This window comes from Nonomuraea gerenzanensis (genome assembly GCF_020215645.1).
GTDB lineage: Bacteria > Actinomycetota > Actinomycetes > Streptosporangiales > Streptosporangiaceae > Nonomuraea > Nonomuraea gerenzanensis.
The window spans coordinates 6,299,009-6,317,337 of record NZ_CP084058.1 but is presented as its reverse complement, the minus strand read 5'-3'; the positions used below and the strand labels follow the sequence as shown (position 1 = coordinate 6,317,337).

At 72.2% G+C, this 18,329-nt stretch carries 7 protein-coding genes; 2 read left to right on the top strand and 5 right to left on the bottom strand.

The genetic code is table 11. From position 1 onward, the window contains the following. Positions 1–1,017: an NAD(P)H-dependent flavin oxidoreductase gene (locus LCN96_RS29505; protein ID WP_225265678.1), complete on the bottom strand. Its 1,017-nt coding sequence runs from the start codon at positions 1,015–1,017 to the stop codon at positions 1–3. A gap of 166 nt (positions 1,018–1,183) precedes the next feature. Beyond that, positions 1,184–2,398: a cytochrome P450 gene (locus LCN96_RS29500; protein ID WP_225265677.1), complete on the bottom strand. Its 1,215-nt coding sequence runs from the start codon at positions 2,396–2,398 to the stop codon at positions 1,184–1,186. 558 nt (positions 2,399–2,956) lie between these two features. Here LCN96_RS29500 and LCN96_RS29495 point away from each other — a divergent pair. Further along, positions 2,957–8,587, top strand: coding sequence for a LamG-like jellyroll fold domain-containing protein (locus LCN96_RS29495; protein WP_225265676.1), 5,631 nt, complete (start codon positions 2,957–2,959; stop codon positions 8,585–8,587). Between the two features lie 73 nt (positions 8,588–8,660). Continuing rightward, complete coding sequence (locus LCN96_RS29490) at positions 8,661–15,029, top strand: RHS repeat-associated core domain-containing protein (protein ID WP_225265675.1); 6,369 nt, start codon at positions 8,661–8,663, stop codon at positions 15,027–15,029. Positions 15,030–15,048: 19 nt separating this feature from the next. Here the strand turns inward: LCN96_RS29490 and LCN96_RS29485 are convergent, their stop codons facing one another. The 3 genes from LCN96_RS29485 to LCN96_RS29475 are packed head-to-tail and all read right to left on the bottom strand — an operon-like array spanning position 15,049 to position 18,201. After that, entirely contained in the window at positions 15,049–16,233 is a 1,185-nt protein-coding gene (locus tag LCN96_RS29485) for a sensor histidine kinase (protein ID WP_225265674.1), read from the bottom strand. Positions 16,234–16,282: 49 nt separating this feature from the next. Continuing rightward, positions 16,283–16,966 carry a response regulator gene (locus tag LCN96_RS29480; RefSeq protein WP_225265673.1) on the bottom strand — a complete coding sequence of 228 codons (684 nt, stop codon included), beginning with the start codon at positions 16,964–16,966 and terminating at the stop codon, positions 16,283–16,285. Further along, a complete protein-coding gene (locus LCN96_RS29475; RefSeq protein WP_225265672.1) occupies positions 16,963–18,201 on the bottom strand; it encodes a sensor histidine kinase in 1,239 nt (412 codons plus the stop codon). The genes LCN96_RS29480 and LCN96_RS29475 overlap by 4 nt, the downstream gene beginning before the upstream one ends. Between the last annotated feature and the right edge of the window lie 128 nt (positions 18,202–18,329).

Here is an 18,329-nt window from a genome sequence, read left to right as displayed (position 1 = left end):
TCAAGCCCCACGGCCTCGCTCGGTCAGCACCCGCTCGGCCTGCTCCATCATGTCCCTGACCAGCTCGCCGGCCGGTCTGACGTCGTGGATGAGTCCCACGCCCTGCCCCATCAGCCAGGGCATCTCCTCCCAGTCGGCCTCAGTCCCCGGCACCGCCAGCAGCAGGCCGAACTTGCGTACCGGCGCCTCCCGCCCCTGGACGACCGTGGTGCCGACCTGCTCCAGCGAGCCGACGTCGGCCGGGATCTCGGCAGCGCGCTCGTCCCACTCGGCCACCACGCGGTTGCGCTGCAAGCGCATCGGGTTGAACGCCGGGAACTCCGGCCCGAAGACCGACGTGAGCACCGCGCTCTCCCCGGTGGCCTCCACCAGCCGCCGGTGGTGCTCCGGGTGCACGTGGGCCTCGCGCGAGGCGGCCATCCGGGTGCCGACCCACACCCCGTCCGCGCCGAGACACAGGGCGGCGGCGACCTGCCGGCCGTCGGTGATGCCGCCCGCGGCCAGCACCATCGCGCGCTCGCCGACGGCGTCCACGACGGCGGGCACGTTCACCATGGTCGGCAGGCCGCCGTAGTTGTGCCCGCCGGCCTCCCAGCCCTGGGCGATGACGAGCTCGACGCCGTCGTCCACGGCGAGCCTGGCCGCGTCGGGGGAGCCGATCTGCTCCCACACCGACACCCCGGCCTCGCGCAGCAGCTTCAGCCGGTCCGCCGGCGGATGGCCCCAGTGGAAGGAGACGATCGGCACCCGCTCCTCGGCGCACACCTCCACCTGCTCCGGGGTGGCGAAAAAGGTGATCAGGTTGACGTTGAACGGCCTGCCCTCCGTGCGGCTCCTGACCTCGCGGATAGTCTCCCGCAACTGATCGGGCGACATGAGCCCGGCTCCGATCGCGCCGATGCCGCCCGCGTTGGTGACCGCCGCGGCGAGCTCGGGGCTCTCGCCCACGAAGGCCATGCCGGCGCAGGCGAACGGGTACGGGATGGCGTACTTCGCCGTAAGTCTGGTGGACAGCACGGACATGGCGGCGTCCTTTCCCTCGGGACCTCTCCGCCCCATCGTGGTCCCTGCCGGGCGGGTTGCCCAGAGGCGCGCGCGGCCGGTGTCGTCGGCTCAGCGCAGGGTGCAGACCTCCAGCGGGCCCTCCCTGGGTGGGCCGGGGCGTTCCGTTGTGGCCGACGGGTCAGCCGGCCTTGACCAGGAGCCGCACCGGCCGATGGACGAAGGCGCCGTCGGTCCACCGCACGGCCGCCAGATCCTCCTGCGCGCACAGCCCCGGCAGCCGGTTCACCAGCGCGCGGAACGCCTCCTGCAGCTCCATCCGGGCCAGGTTCGCGCCCAGGCAGTAGTGCGGGCCGTGGCCGAACGCCAGGTGCGGAGGGGGCGGGGTGCCGGCGAAGCGGTGGATGTCGAAGCGCAGCGGGTCCGCGAACGCCCGCGGGTCGTGGTCGGCGGCGAAGAGGTTGGGCAGGACGACGCTGCCGGCCGGGAGCGTGCCGGCGGAGATCTCGACGTCGGCGGTGATGCGCCGGAGCATGCCGTTGCTGCCCGGGGCCTCGTGGCGCAGGATCTCCTCCACGGCCGGCTCCAGCAGCTCGGGGCGGGCGGTGAGCTCGGCGTACTGGTCAGGGTGGCAGAGCAGCCTGAACACGCCCCGGATGATCATGGAAGCGGTCGTCTCGTGGCCGGCCAGGATCAGCGTGAAGACCATGTTGACCAGCTCGTCCTCGCTGAGCCCGTCGCCGCCGTCGCGGGCCGCGACGAGCAGGTCGATCAGGTCGTCACCCGGCTCGGCCCGGTGTTGTTCGATCAGCTCCCTGGTGTAGGCGGTGAAGGCGGCCAGGCCCTCGGCCCTGGCCTCGGCGTGGGTCTCGGTGGTGGACAGGAACAGCTCCGTCCAGCCGAGGAACTGCGCGTAGTGGTCGAGGGGGACGCCGAGCAGCTCGCAGATCACGCGGGCGGGCAGCGGCAGCGCGTAGTCGGCGACCAGGTCGAACTCCGGGCCGGCGGCGTCGACCAGCTCGGTGGCGATGGCGGCGGTGCGGGCGCGCCAGCGTTCGATGTTCCTGGGGGTGAAGGTGCCGTGGGTGATGCGGCGGTAGCGGGTGTGCTCGGGCGGGTCCTGGTTCACCAGCGCCGCGGGGTCGTCGTCCAGGAACGGGCCGCGGACCAGGCGCGGCAGGCCGGGCTCGCGCAGGTTGCGGCTCGCGGCGGGTGACATGAGCAGGGCCCGGACGTCCGCGTACCGGACGATCATGGGGACCCGGTCGCCGCTGGGCAGGGTGGCGGGCTCCATGGGGGCCTCGGCGTGCCGGCGGGGCACGTCGGGGGAGAGGGTTCCGTACGGGCCCGGGGGAAGGTCGGGCCAGGTCGGGGTGGTGCCGGGCTGGTCTGTCATGGCCGCCTCCGGGCGCTGCCGTGGTCCACCGGGCTCGCCCGGAACGTACGGAAAGATCCGGCGGAGGTCAAGCGGGGAGGCGAGCGGGACGGCGGCGCGGACGGCGGCGCGGACGGCGGCGCGGACGGCGGCGCGGACGGCGGCGGGGTGAGCCCGCGGGCCGCCGGACGTCCGAGGGGCTACCGCGCCAGGTGGAGATCTCCCGCGCCCTACCGCGGCGGATTGACGACCGCAGTCAAATCCTGGGTGGACGACCGGAAACAAACAGCTCGCTATCGTGATGCCGAATGTCGGACGCGGTCACGGGTGCGGGTAAAAGGGCCGCCGATATTCACCGGACCGCCTTTGTGAAACCGGCCCAGCGATGCGGGAAACGACGTAGGGGCGCCTTTCACCTGCCGAGAAACCGTCCTAGGAGGAAAATCCATGGGTTTACGGGGTGCGGCCGTCGTCGCCTCATTGGCGATGGCCGCCGCGAGTGTGCTGACTTTATCGGGGCCCGGGGGAAAACCGGCCGCAGCCGCGGTGCCGGCGCCGGCCGCCGCGGTGACTTCGCCGTTGTCCATCATCGAGACGGCGTATCCCGTACCGGCTGACGCCGTTTTCGTGGCGCCCGGCGGGAACGACGCGAACGCCGGCACGGTGGACGCACCGCTGCGGACCGCGGGGGCGGCGGTGGCCAAGGCCGCGGCGGGCAGGATGACCACGATCGTGCTGCGCGCGGGTGAGTACCGCGAGCGGCTGGGCAACGTCGCCGCGCCGGTGACCCTGCAGCCGTATCCGGGGGAGCGGGTCTGGTTCAAAGGCAGCTCGGAGATCCAGCAGAGCCAGCTGACCCCCGACGGGAACGCCTGGCGGCTGGACGGCTGGAACCCGGGCAGCGTGTGCCGGGCCAGCGCCCCCGCCTACGACGAGTGCATGAACCCGCTGCACTTCAACGACGACAACCCGGTGGGCGGCGACCCGCAGATGGTCTTCGTCGACGGCGAGCCGCTGCGCCAGGTGGCCACCAGGGAAGAGGTCAAGGCCGGCACCTTCTACCACGACGGGCCCGCCGACAGGACCTACCTCGGCAGCGACCCGTCGGGGCGCCGGGTGGAGATCACCGCCAGGAAGAGCGGCATGCACTTCTTCGCCGGCGCGGACGGCTCGGTCGTGCGCGGGCTCGGGTTCGCCCACTACGGCAGCAGCCAGAACCAGACCAAGGAGCCGGCCGCGCTCATCGCGCAGGCCAAGGGCATGGTGTTCGAGAAGAACACGATCATCCACAACGCCGCGTCGGGCCTGCTGATCAACGCCGACGACGTACGGGTGAGCGGCAACGCGATCGCCGAGAACGGCTACCAGGGCATCGGCGCGCACCGGGCGGCGAACCTGACGGTCGAGGGCAACCGGGTGCTGCGCAACAACACCGAGCAGCTCGGCTTCTCCCAGGGCTACCACCTGGCGGGCGCCGGCATGAACGCCACCCGGGTCACCGGCGCGACCGTGCGCGACAACGTCTTCGAGGCCAACCAGGGCGTCGGCCTGTGGTGCGACCTGTCGTGCCACGACGTGACGATCATCCGGAACCTGATCCGCGCCAACTCCCGCCACGGCCTGCACTACAAGGTCTCCGGCAAGGCGCTGATCGCCTCCAACGTGCTGGCCGGCAACGGCATGACCGGGCTGAGCCTGCTGGGCTCCAACCACGTCCGGGTGATCAACAACACCTCCGTCGGGAACGCGCAGGCGATGGCGATCCAGGAGGACGCGCGGCCGACGTGCCCCGGCACGGAGGACGTCTGCCCGACCGACGCCGAGAAGGCGCTGGGCATCACCTGGGACACCGCGGACATCACGCTGACGAACAACGTGATCGCCGGCGGCACGAGCACCGCGCCGCTGGTCAACACCACCGACAACAACACCGGCGAGTCGGGGCGCCGGGTGGGCGCCGACGGCATGATCCCGGCCGCCCAGATGCACCACAACGGGTACTCGCGCACCGGCGCAGACACGCCGGCAACGCTCGTGCAGTGGTCGCGGGTGACCGGCTCCAGCATCCACTACCCGTCGCTGGCGCAGTTCCAGGCCGCGACAGGCCGCGACGCGAGCTCCCGCTACCAGGAGAGCAGCTACCTGGTCAACGCCGACGCCGGTGACTACCGGCTGGTGCCGGGGAGCCCGGCCGAGTCCGCGGGCGCCGAGCTGCCCGCCGACGTCGCCGCGCTGCTCGGCGTGCCGTCCGGCCAGCCGGTCAGGCTCGGCGCGCTGGCCTGGCCGGCCGAGCCGGCCAGGACCGAGCTGGTCCGCAACGGCAAGCTGGAGCAGCCGTCGATCGTGCCGTGGTGGTCGGCGGGCAACCCGTCGCTCGCCGTGGAGAACGGGGAGCTGCGGGCCGCCGTCGCCGACGGCACCGCGGAGCCGGGCGACGCCGTGGTCACGCAGCTCACCGGCAGCCTGATCAGCGGGCGTACCTACACGCTGTCGTTCGACGCGCGCGCCTCGGCGGACGTGGCCGTCCAGGTGGCGGTGCAGGACGGCGAGGCGCCGTACAGCGCCGCGCTCTCGCAGGGCGTCGAGCTGGAGACGGGCCGCCAGCGCTTCTCCTTCCCGTTCACCTCCACGGTCGACACGACCGCGGCCGAGGTGGTCTTCCAGCTCGGCGGCAAGGGCGCGATCACCGTCCACCTCGACGACGTCTCCCTGGTGGAGAACACCTGGGCCCTGTCCAAGGAGCCGAAGCAGACCGAGGCGGAGGCGCTGGCCGCCGCCGCCGCGACCGGTCAGCTGGTCGAGGTGCTGTCGGAGCGCGGCGAGACCCGCGAGGTGTACGCCACCCCCGACGGCAGCTTCACCTCCAAGGAGCATTTCCAGCCCGTACGGGTGCTGAAGGACGGCGCCTGGACGCCCGTCGACACCAAGCTGCGCAAGCTGCCCGACGGGTCGGTCGTGCCGACCGCGACGCCGGCGGAGATCAAGCTGTCCGGCGGTGGCACCGGCCCGCTGGTGACGATCGAGCGGGCGGGCCGGCCGATGTCGCTGACCTGGCCCGCGGCGCTGCCCAAACCGTGGCTGGACGGCGACTCCGCCGTCTACCCCGGCGTCCTGGGCGCGGACGTGGACCTGCGGGTGCGGGTGGAGCCGGAGGGCTTCTCCCACGTGCTGGTGGTCAAGACCGCCGCGGCGGCCGGGGATCCGCGCCTGGCGAGCATCAAGCTGAACCTGTCCGCGCCCGGCCTCAGCGTGCGGACGGCGGAGGACGGCACCCAGCAGGCGGTGGACGAGGCCACCGGCGGCGTGGTCTACGAGGCCCCGGTGCCCATCATGTGGGACTCCACCGCCCCCGCCCCCGCCGCCGCTGCCCGGGCGGCCACCGCCGACGACGGGGAGACGCCCGGCGAGGACCTGACGGACGGCGGCGTCGTGGAGGCCTCGGCGAGCCAGCCGGGCGACACCTCCAAGATCGCCACCGTGGCCACGAGCGTGGCCGGCGGCGAGATGACCCTCAAGCCCGACCCGGACCTGCTCACCGGCGCGGACACCACCTATCCCCTCTACATCGACCCGATGTGGGACACCCCCCGCGCCTCGGCGCGCCTGATGGTCTCCAGCGCCGGATGGGGCAAGTACAACTTCACCAAGAACGAGGGCATGGGCCGCTGCCCCCGCGACTACCCGCCCGCCGGCCGCTACTGCAACGGCTGGTACGAGAAGCGGCTGTTCTACCGCGTCCCCACGGCCAGGTTCGCGCACAAGCAGATCATCTCGGCCGAGTTCCACGTGCAGGAGACGTTCGCGACCTCGTGCAGGAAGCGCATCGTGGACATCTACCTGGCCAAGAGCTTCGGCGCCGGCTCCACCTGGAGCTCCACCTCGGACAACTGGGTGCGCAGGCTGGACAGCAGAAACGTGGCCAAGGGCTGGAGCTCCGGCTGCCCCGCCGGTGACGTGCTGTTCAACGTGACGGGCGCCGTCCAGGAGGCGGCCAGGAAGGGCTGGTCCAACACCACCTTCGGGCTGCGCGCCCGCGACGGCGGCGACCAGCTCGCCTGGAAGCGCTTCGACCGCAACGCCTTCGTCCGGGTGCACTACAACAGCCCGCCGGCCCAGCCGAAGATGAGCCAGCTGTCCTCCAGCCCCGGCGGCCCCTGCCGCGGCCCGGCCACCCCGGCCACGTTCAACCGGCTGCCGACCCTGTACGCCAAGAACCTCACCGACCCCGACAACAAGGGCGTGGAAGGGGAGAAGCTCAAGGCGCAGTTCCAGGTGATCTGGACGGAGAACGGCGTCCAGAAGGTCAAGAACCTCGGCACCGTGAAGAAGATGTCGGCCAACGGGCCGCGCAAGTCCTCCTTCAGCGTGGTGATCCCCAGGGATCTCGTCCCGCAGGGCGTCGTCGCCCACTGGGGCGTGCGCGCCTACGACGGGCGGGCGTGGAGCCCGTGGAGCTGGGACGGCAACGCCACGGCCTGCTACTTCGTCTACGACGCCAGGGCCCTGCCCGAGCCGAAGGTCACCTCCACCGGCGCCGACGGCTACCCCGCGCTCGACCCGGCCGACCCCGCGCAGGTGCCGACGGACGGCGTGGGCCGGTACGGCACGTTCACGATCGCTCTCGACACCCGGGTCAGCAAGTACGCCTGGGCGATGAACACCGACCCCGCCGAGGGAACGGCGAAGGCCAAGACCGCCGCCACCGAGCCGATCAAGGCGATGCCCACGCACCCGGGCTTGAACACGCTGTACGTGACGGCGTGGGACGCGGCCAACAACTGGTCGACCGGGACCTACGAGTTCTGGGTGGCCGACGGCAAGGGCCCGAAGGCGCACTGGAAGCTCGACGAGGCGGCCGGAGCGACCCGGCTCGCCGACGTCCAGGGCGCCCACCCGGCCACCCCGCAGGGCGGCGCCGCCCTCGGCGCACCCGGCGCGCTGAGCACCGCGATGCGGCTGAACGGCACCACCGCCTACGCCGCCACCAGCGGCCCGGTGCTGAACACCACCCAGAACCTGGCCGTGTCGGCGTGGGTGAAGATGCCGGCCACGCTGCCCACCACCCACTTCGTCGTGGCCAGCCAGGCCGCGACCAAGAACTCGCCCTTCTACCTGAAGTACGACCCGGGCGACAAGAAGTGGAAGCTCTGGCGGGTCCAGACCGACGCGAGCACCACCGGAGCGGGCACCGCGTACTCCAGGGAGCCGGCCAAGCCCGGCGGGTGGACCCACCTGGTGGGCGTGCAGGACGTGGTGACCAAGAAGCTGCGGCTCTACGTCAACGGCGTGGAGGGCGTGCCCGCCGACCTGACCACGGCGGCCTGGGCGGCCGGCGGCGCCTTCCAGATCGGCCGCGGCCTGTACAACGGGCAGTTCGCCAACTACACGCCGGGGGTCGTGGACGACGTCCGGGTCTTCGACCGGGTGGTGACCGGCGACGAGGTGCGCGATCTCTACACGATCAAGCCCGTGGTCGAGAGCAAGTGGCACCTCAACACCGCCACCGGCACCCCGCCCGCCAGCCCCGACACGGGGCAGGGCGTCGCCTACCCGCTGACGCTCAACGGCGCCGCCAGGATCACCACCGACTTCGCCGAGGTGTTCGTGCAGTCGCCGGCCGGCACGCCCAGCGGCGCGCTGAGATTGCCGGGCGGCAACAACGACTACGCCGCGGCGACCGGACCGGTGATCGACACCCGCGACAGCTTCACCGTCTCGGCCTGGGTGTCCACCCCGGGAGAGCCCAGCCGGTCGATGACCGTGCTGGCCCTGGCGGGATCGCACAACAGCGCGATCACCGTGCGGTACGACCCGGGCAAGCAGCGCTACGTGCTGGACGTACCGGACAAGGACGGCACCGGCGCGACGACGGCCGGCGTGGAGCACTCCATGTTCCACCAGGGCAACTTCGGCGACTGGGACCACCTCGCCGTCACCTACGACGCGACCGAGGCGACGGTCACGCTGTGGGTGAACGGGGTGAAGGAGGCCGCGAGCGGCGCGGACAACCTGTCCTTCCGCCACCGCACCCGGCCCTTCGGCCCCATCGCCTCGCTCCAGGTCGGCCGCGGCCTCACCGGCGGCTCCTACCCGGCGGGCAGGAACTGGGCCGGCGTCATCGATGACGTCTGGGTGCTGCGCGGCGTGGCCTCGCAGCAGCTCATCGACATGCTGGCGCTCCCGACGGAGATCTCCTCGATCCCCGGCTGACCCGACAGGGGCCGGTGGCCTCGCCGCCACCGGCCCCCTCTGCCTGACTCCACGACTCGCTCGGAGGTTACGCATGGCTGTCCGCGGTGTCATGACGCGGGTGGGAGCCGGGCCGGTCCGCCGGCTCCGTTCCTTACGAATCAGGACCAGACTCGCCACGGGGATCACGCTCGCCCTGGTGGCCGGGCTGATCGTGGCCGTCCCGGCGCCCAGCGCGGCGGCCGAGGCCGGCGCCGGACCGGCCGGACCGGTGGACCGCGAGGTCGTCGTGCCCGGCGCCTCCTTGAAGGTCACGCCGCGCAAGAGCGCCCCGCGCGCGCCGGAACCGGTCGTCCGCTGGCCGGCCGCCGGTGAGGCCGAGATCACCCTCGGCGGCGCGACCGCCGCCCGCCAGCCGGGCGGCGAGCAGCGGGCCCGTGAGCAACAGGCCGGTGAGCAGCGGGCCGGTGAGCTGCCCATCTGGGTCTCCGCCCCCGCATCGACGGCGAAGGCGGCCGCACAGGGGCCGGCCGCCGAGCCAGTCAAGGTGCGGGTGCGGGTCCTCGACCGGGCGGCCGCCGCGCGCGCCGGCGTCAGCGGCCTGGTGTTCACCGTCGGCCAGGCGGCCGGCCCGCCGGGCACGGTGGGTGTGCGCCTCGACTACTCGGGGTTCGCCGAGGCGTTCGGCGGCGCGTTCGGGTCGCGGGTGCGGCTCGTGGGCCTGCCCGCGTGCGCGCTGACCACCCCTGACGTGCCCGGCTGCCGGACGGCCGCGCCGCTGCCGTCGGCCAACGACGCCCGCGCCAGGACGGTCGCCGCCGACGTCGAGACCGCCGCGGAACCGGCCGTGTTCGCGGCGGTCGCCGGCGCGGAAAGCTCCAAGGGCGACTACAAAGCGACCGAGCTGGCGGCCTCGGCCACCTGGCAGGTCGGCACCCAGACCGGCGACTTCACCTGGTCGTACCCGCTGCGGACGCCGCCGGTGCCAGGCGGGCTCACCCCCGAGCTGGTCGTGGCCTACTCCTCCTCCTCGATCGACGGGCGCACCTCCAGCTCCAACAACCAGGGCTCGCAGGTCGGCGACGGCTTCGACCTGTGGCCCGGCTACATCGAGCGCAAGTACCGCCCGTGCGAGGACGACGGCGTGCCCAAGGACGGCACCTACGACGTCCACCCCATGGACCAGTGCTGGGGCTACGACAACGCCGTGCTGACGCTGGGCGGCAAGGGCGGCGAGCTGGTGCAGTCGGGCGAGAACGAGTGGCGGCTGCGCAAGGACGACGGCACCCGCGTCAGGAAGATGGCGGGGACCGACAGCGACACCGCCAACGGCGACGACAACAACGAGTACTGGGTCCTCACCGCCCCCGACGGCAAGCGCTACCACTTCGGCAAGAACCGGATGAAGGGCTGGGCCTCCGGCAAGACCGAGACCAAGTCCACCTGGACCGTGCCCGTCTTCGGCGACGACTCAGGCGAGCCCTGCCACGACGACACCTTCGCCGCGTCGTGGTGCCAGCAGGCCTGGCGGTGGAACCTCGACTACGTCGAGGACCCGCGCGGCAACGCGATCGTCTACTACTACGGGCAGGAGGCCAACCGCTATGCTCGCAACCTGCGCGCCGAGGACGACACCCCCTACGTCAGGGGCGGCTACCTCAAGAGCGTCGAGTACGGCCTGAACGCCGCCAACCCCTACCCGGCCACCGCCCCCGCCAGGGTGGACTTCAAGGTCGCCGAGCGGTGCCTGCGCTCGGCCGAGGACTGCGCCGAGTCGAAGATCGACGACCATCCGGCCTACTGGGAGGACGTCCCCTGGGACCTCAACTGCGCGGCCGGCACCAAGTGCGAGAACTACAAGGGGGCCGCCGCGCCCACCTTCTGGACGCGCAAGCGGGTCGTCGAGGCCGTGACGAAGGTGATCCAGAGCGACGGCTCCGGCCACCGTACGGTGGACACCTGGGCCTTCAGCCACGACTGGGGCACCGCGGACGTGGACCGGCAGCTGCTGCTGAAGTCGATCGTGCACACCGGCCACGCCGGGCCCGCGCCGGTGGTGATGCCGCCGGTCACCTTCGCCTACACCCAGCTCGCCAACCGCGTGGACGCCCTCGGTGACGACGTCGGCCCGTTCATCAAGAACCGCGTCGGCTCCGTCACCAACGAGACCGGCGGCGTCCTGGACGTCAACTACTCCGCGGCCGACTGCCGCGTCGGCGACACGCCCAGCCCGCCCGCCAACCACCGCCGCTGCTTCCCCGTCAAGTGGGAGCGCACCAGCGGCGACGCCAACCCGACGCTCGACTGGTTCCACAAGTACGTGGTGACGCAGCTCGTGCAGACCGACCTGACCGGCGGCTCGCCCGACATGGTGACCGACTACGACTACAGCATCGGCAGGCCCGCCTGGCGCTTCACCGACGACGACGGGCTCACCAAGGAGAAGTACCGCACCTGGTCGCAGTGGCAGGGCTACGACAAGGTCCGGGTGCGCACCGGCGCGACCAGCGCCGCCCCCGGCCAGACCGACCACTGGTTCTTCCAGGGCATGGACGGCGACCGCCTGAACGCCGACGGCGGCACCAAGAAGGTCGTCGTCAGCGACGGCGAGGGCGGCTCCTACGCCGACCACGAGTCGCTGCAGGGCCTGACCGTCAAGACCATCACCTACGACAAGGCGGGCGGCGAGCCGGTCGGCAAGACCGTGAACAGGCCCTGGCACCACCAGACCGCCTCACGCACCCGCACGATCGACAAGGGCACGATCACCGTCACCGCCAACCTCACCGGCGTCGCGGGCACCCGCGGCATGAGGAGGCTTGACGACCGCTGGCAGGCGACCCGGTCCAGCGTCACCGCCTTCAACCTCAGCACCGGCGCGCCCGCCCAGACCGACGACGAGGGTGACGTGGACGTCACCGGCGACGAGAAGTGCGTCACCACGACGTTCACCGCCGACGGCGCCCGCGTGCTCGCCAAGCCCGCCCAGGTCAGGACCGTGGCGCGGCGCTGCGCCGACACCCCCGACCTGGCCAGGGACCTGATCTCGCAGGAGCGCACCCACTACGACGGCGGCGCCTTCAGGGCGGCGCCCACCCTGGGCGAGGCCACCCTGGTGGAGAAGGCGAAGGAGGCCACGGCCACCGCGGTCACGTCGCTGGCCGCCACCCGCACCACCTACGACGCGTACGGCCGGCCGGAGACGGTCACCGACGCCGCCGGCAGGACCACGACCACGAAGTACACCGAGACCCACGGCCTGACCACGCGGGTCGAGGTGACCGGCCCGCCCGCGAACACCGCCGACACCACGACGGCGCACACCACCGTCAAGGTGCTCGACCCGGCCTGGGGCAGCCCCGTCAGCGACACCGACGCCGGAGGCAGGACCACCACCGTCCACTACAACGCCGCCGGGCACCTGACCAAGGTGTGGCTGGGCGGCCGGCCGTCCTCCGCCGTGCCGGACAAGGAGTACGACTACCTCTTCCGGGCCAACGCGGTCGTGGCCGTCTCCGCCAAGGCCCTCACCGCGGAAGGCGGCCAGGAACAGTCGTACACGCTCTACGACGGCTGGCTGCGGCAGCGGCAGGTCCAGGCGGCGGGCCGCGACGGCACCACCAAGGGACGGCTGATCTCCGACACCTTCTACAACGCGGCCGGCCAGGTGGACCGCACCTACGAGAGCTACTACGCCGACGGCGACCCGCGGCCCGAGGTTTTCGGCGTGGCGGACCCGGGCAAGATCGAGACCCAGCACGTCCACGAGTACGACGGCCAGGGCCGCCAGACGGCCGACCGGCTGCTGGTGGGCAGCAGCGACGCGCAGGAGAGGTGGCGCACCCGCTACGAGTACGGCGGCGACTGGACCAGGGTGACCCCACCGGCGGGCGGCACGCCCGTCACCACCTACACCGACGCCCACGGCCGCAGGACCGAGGTGCGCGAGCACCGGGCCGGCGGCTACCTCACCACCACCTTCCGCTACGACCACCGCGGCCTGGAGTCCTCGGTCACCGGGCCGGGCAACCACGTCTGGACCACCACCTACGACCTGCGTGGCCGCAAGATCCAGACGTCCGACCCGGACAAGGGCGTCACCAGGTTCACCTACAACGACGTGGACCAGCTCGTCTCCACCGAGGACGCCCGCGGCAAGAAGCTGTCGGTCACCTACGACGGCATCGGCCGCAGGACCGGCCTGTACGACGCCACGGCGGCGAGCCCCGGCGTCAAGGTCGCCGAATGGGTCTACGACACCGTGCGCAAGGGCCAGCTCACCAGCGCCACCCGCATCGTGGGGACGGCCAGGTACACCACCCAGGTCGACGTCTACGACAACCTGAACCGGCCCACGCGCAAGCGCATCCTGCTGCCGGGCAGCGAGGGCGCGCTGGCCCCCGCCGGCGGCTACGTCTTCGACACCGCCTACAACCTCGACGGCAGCGTCAAGGCCACGAGCAGCCCGGCCGCCGGCGACCTGCCGGCCGAGAACACCGCCTTCACCTACGACGACCTGGGCCGGCTGGTCGCGGCCGGCTCGAACCTGTCGACCTACCTCGTCGGCGTCGACTACACCAAGACCGGCAAGCAGATCGGCCAGCGGCTCTCCACCGGCGCCGGCGGCAAGCAGGTGGACCAGACCTTCACCTACGAGCACGGCACGCAGCGGCTGCGCAAGGCCACCACCGCGCACGCCGGCACGGCCGGGACCGACCGCAGCGTGGAGTACCGCTACACCGACTCCGGCAACCTGCTGCAGGCCGTGGACACCTCCAGGGACGGGGTGGACAACCAGTGCTTCCGCTATGACGACCTGCAGCGGCTGGTGGACGCCTGGACCCAGGAGGGCGCCACGTGCGCGGCCGACCCGGGCCAGGCCACGATCGGCGGGCCGGCGCCGTACCGGGTGAACTACACCTACGACGACGCCGGCAACAGGACCGGGGAGACGCACTACGGCGCCGGGCCCTCCGGCGGCGCGCAGAGCGCCACGCGCGGCTACCGCTACGCGGGCAACCCCGGCGTGGACCCGAAGTACCGCGGACACCAGCTCGCCGACGTGAACGGCAGCTCCGAGTCCTACGGCTACGACCCGATCGGCAACACCACCGAGCGCATGACCTCCTCAGGCAGCCAGACGCTGCACTGGGACGCCGAGGGTGAGCTGGTGAAGGTCGTCGACGACAAGAAGGGGGAGACCACCTTCCTCTACACCGCCGACGGCGACCGGCTGCTGCGCCGCGACCCGGCGGGCACCACCCTCTACCTGCCCGACATGGAGGTGCGGCTGGCCAAGGGCCAGAGCGCGGCCAAGGCCGTGCGCTACCACCGCAACGCCATGCGCACCGCCCAGGGCGTCACGTTCCTCGTCAACGACCACCACGGCACCGCCGAGCTGGCCATCGACGCGGGCGACGGCTCGGTCAGCCGGCGCCGCTACACCCCGTTCGGCCAGCTCAGGGCGAGCAAGGGCGAGTGGCCGGCCGGCAACGAGAAGGGCTTCGTCGGCGGCGTGGTGGACTCCACCACCGACCTGACGACGCTCGGGGCGCGCGGCTACGACCCGAACACCGGGCGGTTCATCTCCGTCGACCCGGAGATCGAGATGGGCCGGTCGCAGCAGATGAACGGCTACAACTACGCCGACAACAACCCGACGACCATGTCGGACCCGGACGGGCGGTTCCCGTACGTCAACGTCTACCTGCTCGGGTACCGGCAGTTCTGGGTGCGGTACGGCAACTACAACTACCTCATGCGGCAGAACCTGTACCTGGTGCACGTGTATCTGAACATCTTCACCCATCGCTTCTACCTGGCGGTCAGCAACTGGTACGTCGCCGCCCGCCAGCCGGCCTTCATACCGGGGCCGGTCGTGCCGGGGCACAGGCCGCGGCTGCGGCAGCCCGGCATCCCGGACCTGACCCCTCAGGCACCGGCGGAGCCCGCCAAGCCACCGGCGCCGGCCAAGCCGAAGAAGGGCACGTTCGGCCTGTGCGGCGGGCTCGGGATCAAGCTGACCGCGTCGTTCAGCGTGGAGGCGTGCGTGGTCGTGGACCGGAAGGGCATCGGCCTGGCCGGCACTTACAAGACCGGCCTGTCCACCTCGATCGGCGCCGAGGCCAGCGGCGGCCTGTTCTACAAGCACACGACCATCGAGGGCCTGGCGACCAAGCCGGGCACCTGGGACGCGTACTACGGAGGCGAGTACGAGTCCAAGAAGGGCTGGGGTGGCGGCGGCTACGCGGTCACCGACAGCGACGGCAACCTCAAGGGCGGCGGCGCCGACGTCACCTACGGCGTGTCGCACAGCCTGCACCACGCCACCCAAGGCAAGCCCCCCGTGGGCATCACCGCCGAACGGGGCAGGACGGTGTCCAAGCGGCTGCGCAACCCGGTGAGCTGGTTCCAGGAGAAGATGCGCGGCTTCGTCTGGGAGTCCTACCACCCAGGAGGCTGAGCACGGGCGCCCGGGCGGTTCACCGCCCGGGCGCTCCTCCCCACGGCAGCAGCACCTCCACCCGGAACCCGCCCCCCGGCAGCGGCGCCCCGCTCGCCGTGCCACCGAGCGCCTCGGCCCGCTCGTGGATCCCGATCAGGCCGAACCCGCTCGGACCGGCCCACCCGCGCTCCCCGCTCGCGTTGCCGTCGTCGGTGACCTCCAGGCGCAGCCCGTCCGCCGCGTAACGCAGCACCACCTCGGCGGTGGCGTCCTTCTCCGCGTGCTTGAGCGTGTTCGTCAGCGCCTCCTGCACGATCCGGTACGCCGCCTGCCCCACCTCGGGCGGCACCTGGCGAGCCGCGCCCTCCACGCGTAATCGCACGTCGAGGGGCAGCCACTCGGTCATCTCGCCGATCGCCTCGATGCCCGGCTGCGGCATCGACGGGCCCTCCCGCAGCACGCCGAGCAGTAGCCGCAGCTCGGCCAGCGCGGTACGGCCCACGTGCCCGATCGCCTCGACGGCCGCGCCCGCCGCGGTCCTGTCGTCGTTGAGCAGCGCGACGCTCGCGCTCGACGACTGGATCACCATCGCGCTCACGTTGTGCGCCACGATGTCGTGCAGCTCGCGGGCGATGCGGATGCGCTGCTCCGTCAGCGCCGCCTGGGCCTTGCTCTCCTCGGCGCGGGCCGCCGCGCGCGCCACCGCCTCGGCCTCCGAACGCCGCAGCCTGCCCAGCACCCAGGCCGCCGCGCAGGTCACGAACGACACCACGTACAGGTCGTCGGGAGGGGCGGGGGACACCGGCCCCGCCCACGTCCGCGCGACCGTGACCAGCGCGGGCAGCAGCGTGCCCGCGAGGAAGACGGCCGACCAGCCCGAGGACGTCCACCGGGCCCCGGTGTAGAGCGCCAGCATGAGCGCGGTCGGCGTGCTCAGCTCCGACCAGGCGGCGTTCCACTCCGCCCAGATGTCCCACCGGCCGCCGGCGAACCACAGCGCCCACACCAGCGCCAGCACCCCGGCCGGGTACCTGCGCCGCAGGGCGAGGCTCGCGTAGGCCACCAGGTCGCCCCAGAACGTCACCGGCAACCGGCCCGGCGTGACGATGGTGTGCTCGCTGTAGGGCACCTCCACCAGCAGGAACGTGCAGGCCGCCGCTGCCAGCAGCGCGTCGGCGAGCTGAGGGTGCTCGCTCCACCAGTCCATGGCTCGCCGGATCATGGTCGAACGCTACGGCCGGGACGCCCGGCCGCGCCAGCCGAAGATCGTCTCAGCTGGGTGCCGAGTTCTCCCGGCCGGGGACGATGAGGCCGGACTCGTACGCCAGCGCCACGATCTGGGCGCGGCTGGAGAGGTTCAGCTTCGTCATCGTCCGGTTGAGATGGGTCTTCACGGTGGCCTCGCTGACGCGCAGCCGGGTGGCGATCTCGGCGTTCGACAGCGCCCGCCCGACCAGTTTGAGCACCTCGACCTCGCGGGCGGTGAGCGCGTGCAGCGCGGGTGAGCGCGGGGCGCCCGGCGGGTCCGTCCGGCTGGTGTAGGCCTCGATCAGGCGCCGGGTGACGCTGGGGGCGAAGAGCATGTCACCCGCGGCGACGGTGTGCACGGCGGCGATGAGCCGCTCCGGCGGGGTGTCCTTGAGCAGGAACCCCGAGGCGCCGATGCGCAGCGCGTGGTAGACGTACTTGTCCAGGTCGAAGGTGGTCAGGATGAGCACGCGGGGCCGCGGGTCGAGCTGCGCGGCCAGGATGTGCTCGGTCGCGGTCACGCCGTTCATGCCCGGCATCCTGATGTCCATGAGGATGATGTCGGGCCGGGCGGCGGCCGCCTGGTCGATGGCCTCCTCACCGGTCGCCGCCTCTCCGACGACGTCGAGGCCGGGCGCCGCGCGCAGCAGCGCCGCCAGACCTGCGCGGACGAGAATCTGGTCGTCGACCACGAGTACCTTGATCATGTTTTGGGCTTACCGTGTGTCCGAGGGGGGTGATCGTCCGGGTGGGCGGACGACAGGGGCAGGGTGACCACGACCTCGAACCCGCCTGACGGCTTCGGCCCGGCCGTGACCGTTCCCTTGTAGAGCTTGACGCGTTCGCGCATGACGATCAAGCCGTGGCCGTCCTCATGAGAGGCGGCCGCCGCTCCGCGCCCGTCGTCGGTGACGCGTAACTCCAGCTCGACGCCGTAGTGGAGGAACACCCGCGCCGTGGCGGGGCCCGCGTGCCGGAGCACGTTGGTCAGGCACTCCTGGACGACGCGGTACGCGCACAGGTCTATCCCGGACGGCAGCGCGCGTACCGTGCCGGTGACCGACACCTCGACCGGCAGGCCCGCCGAGCGCAGCCGCTCCACGAGCTGGTCGAGCCGCTGCAGGCCGGGTGCGGGGTCGTAGCCGTCGGTGTCGTCGTCGAGGTCGATGCGCAGGATGGACAGCAGGCGCCGCATCTCGCCCATCGCCTCGCTGCCGGTGTCGGCGATGGTGGTGAGCGCGCCACGCGCGGTGGCCGGGTCGGAGCCGAGGACGTACCGGGCGAGCCCGGCCTGGATCACGATCACCGACATGTGGTGGGCCACCACGTCGTGCAGCTCGCGGGCGATGCGCATCCGCTCCTCGGTGACCGCGCGCCGCGCCCTGTCCTCCTGCTCGTGGCGCAGCCGCTCGCTGAGACCGGCGAGCCTGTTGTTCCGCTCGACCAGGAGCCTGGTGCTGTTGCCGAACGTCCACGCGACGGCCACCATGACGCCCGTCTGCGCGAGGTTCGGCCAGCGGAACTCCGCCGGGCCGAGGAACGCCGCATGCCATGAGGAGGCGAGCGGGCCGAGCACACACGGGACGGACACGGCGGGCGCTCGCCCGGCCGCCACGGTGTAGAGCGCCAGCAGCGGCGCCACCCCGTTGAGCCGGGCGTCGTACCCGGCCGCGTGGAAGACGATCACGGCGGCGCAGGAGATCACCAGCACGGTGACCGGGGCACGCCGCCGCCACGCCAGCGCCAGGTCGGCGACCAGCGTCAACACCACGCCGGCCGGATCCATCGGGCGGCGCGCGTGGCCCGGATCGGCCGAGCCGTCGCCCAGGACGACGCCGAACGCCAGGGTGACGCCGGCGACCACGACACTGAACAGCAGATCGGTGAGGAAGGGGTTCATCACGGCGAGCCGTCGCAGAGACGACAACACCTTTGCGCGCATCAGCGCATGGTAGCCGCGACCGGCCACGTCACTCATCACTCGTCCGGATGACCGCCGCTACAACCCGTGCGGTACGCGCGCGGCGCCGTACCGCGGCCGGTTGATGCCACTGCGGCGCCTGGCACGCA